Consider the following 1630-nt stretch of genomic DNA (forward strand, 5'->3'; position numbering starts at 1 on the left):
CCGGTTCTCCTGCGTCCACATCGCCGCAGTTCTTCCCGCCCCGGCCGCCCACAGGCCAGTCACAACCCATTCAAATCATAGCACCTGTCCCCGGACGGACACTCAGGGCTGGCGGTGCAATCGCAAGCGGGCGGAGCGCATCTGGCGCCGTGCGGGGCTGAAGGTGCCTGCCCGGCAGCCCAAACGCGGGCGGCTGTGGCTGGCTGACGGCGCCTGTGTGCGACTGCGGCCGGAGCGGCCGAACCATGTCTGTCTGATGGGATGGACGGTCCCCGCTTCCACGTACCGACTGTGCCAAGCTGGCCGGCGGTGCATCGAAGCTAGGAGGCGGCCAACATGCAGGTGGTGACGATCGGCCTGGACATTGCCAAGCACATGTTCCAGATCCACGGCGCGGACGCGACGGGCAAGCCCGTGCTGCGCCAGCGTGTTCGGCGTGGTCAGGTGCTGGATACCTTTCGGGCGCTTGGACCATGCATCGTTGGCATTGAGGCGTGCGCGACGGCGCACCACTGGGCGCGCGAACTCCAGGCGCTTGGCCACGAGGTGCGGCTCGTGCCACCGAGCTACGTGAAGGCTTATGTGAAGCGCAACAAGAATGACGCAGCTGATGCCGCGGCAATTTGCGAGGCGGTGATGCGGCCGACCATGGGGTTCGTGCCAGTGAAGGCACGCGAGCAGCAGGCAGTCCTGATGCTCCATCGTGCGCGGAGCCTTGTCATCGCCCAGCGCCGCGCGCTCGGTAACGCGATCCGCGCCCACCTCGCCGAGTTCGGTGTCGTCGGCGCACAGGGTCGCGCCGGCCTGCGGCGGTTGCTCGAACAAGCGCTGAACGCAGCTCCGGCCGATCTCCCGGACTTGGCCCGCGACGTCATCCATGAACTCGGTTTGCAGCTTGCAGAAGCAGAGGCGCGCGAAGCTGCGATCGAGGCCAGGATCCTCGCCTGGCATCGGGCCAATGAGATGAGCCGGCGGCTGGCCACGATCCCAGGCATCGGGCCGATCACAGCATCCGCCATAGCAGCGACTGCACCCGACCCGGCTCAGTTCGCATCTGGCCGGCACTTCGCGGCCTGGATCGGCTTGGTGCCGAGGCAGCACTCGAGCGGTGGCAAGGAGCGGCTCGGGCCCATCAGCAAGCGGGGGGATGGCTACCTGCGCCGGCTGCTGGTGACCGGCGCACAGGCGGTGCTGCGCTGGATGCGGGCGCGGCCGGCAAACCGAACGCCCTGGCTGGCGGACATGCTGGCGCGGCGGCCGTGGAACGTCGTCGCCACCGCGCTGGCGAACAAGACGGCAAGGATCGCCTGGGTGGTGATGGCCCGCGGTGAGACCTACCGGAAGGGCTCAGCGGTGCCGGCCTGATCGGCCGCACTGCGGAGACGGCGAGCTTGCGGGTGTGATCGAGGAGGATGGCGAAGACGGTCGACGCGACCAGGGTCGGACCAGCCCGGTACGCCCACCGCTCCTCCCGAGAGCGGACGTTTGTATGGGACCCGATCCGCGGAACCTATCCAGGCCCGCCGCCGCAGGGTGGCATCGAGAGGCCGAAGACATGACCGCAAGCGCGCCGCTGAGTCAGCCGACGAAATCATGCTTGCAGGGCGGGGACCGTCCAGACATGGGCCTA

General features: G+C 68.3%; 1 protein-coding gene and 1 pseudogene. Both read left to right on the forward strand.

What is annotated here, in order from left to right:
* Positions 1-106: 106 nt before the first annotated feature.
* Positions 107-250 (forward strand): annotated as a pseudogene (locus tag H7965_RS29820) (IS3 family transposase); the annotation flags it as partial.
* An 86-nt stretch (positions 251-336) separates the two neighbouring features.
* Positions 337-1365: an IS110 family RNA-guided transposase gene (locus H7965_RS29825; protein ID WP_186771936.1), complete on the forward strand. Its 1029-nt coding sequence runs from the start codon at positions 337-339 to the stop codon at positions 1363-1365.
* Positions 1366-1630 lie beyond the last annotated feature (265 nt).

It is taken from the genome of Siccirubricoccus deserti, assembly GCF_014283215.1.
GTDB classification, from domain to species: Bacteria; Pseudomonadota; Alphaproteobacteria; order Acetobacterales; family Acetobacteraceae; genus Siccirubricoccus; species Siccirubricoccus deserti.

What these genes read in the sequence shown, in the direction of transcription:
- H7965_RS29825 (WP_186771936.1), top strand. Translation starts at nt 337, where the DNA reads ATGCAGGTGGTGACGATCGGCCTGGACATTGCCAAGCACATGTTCCAG.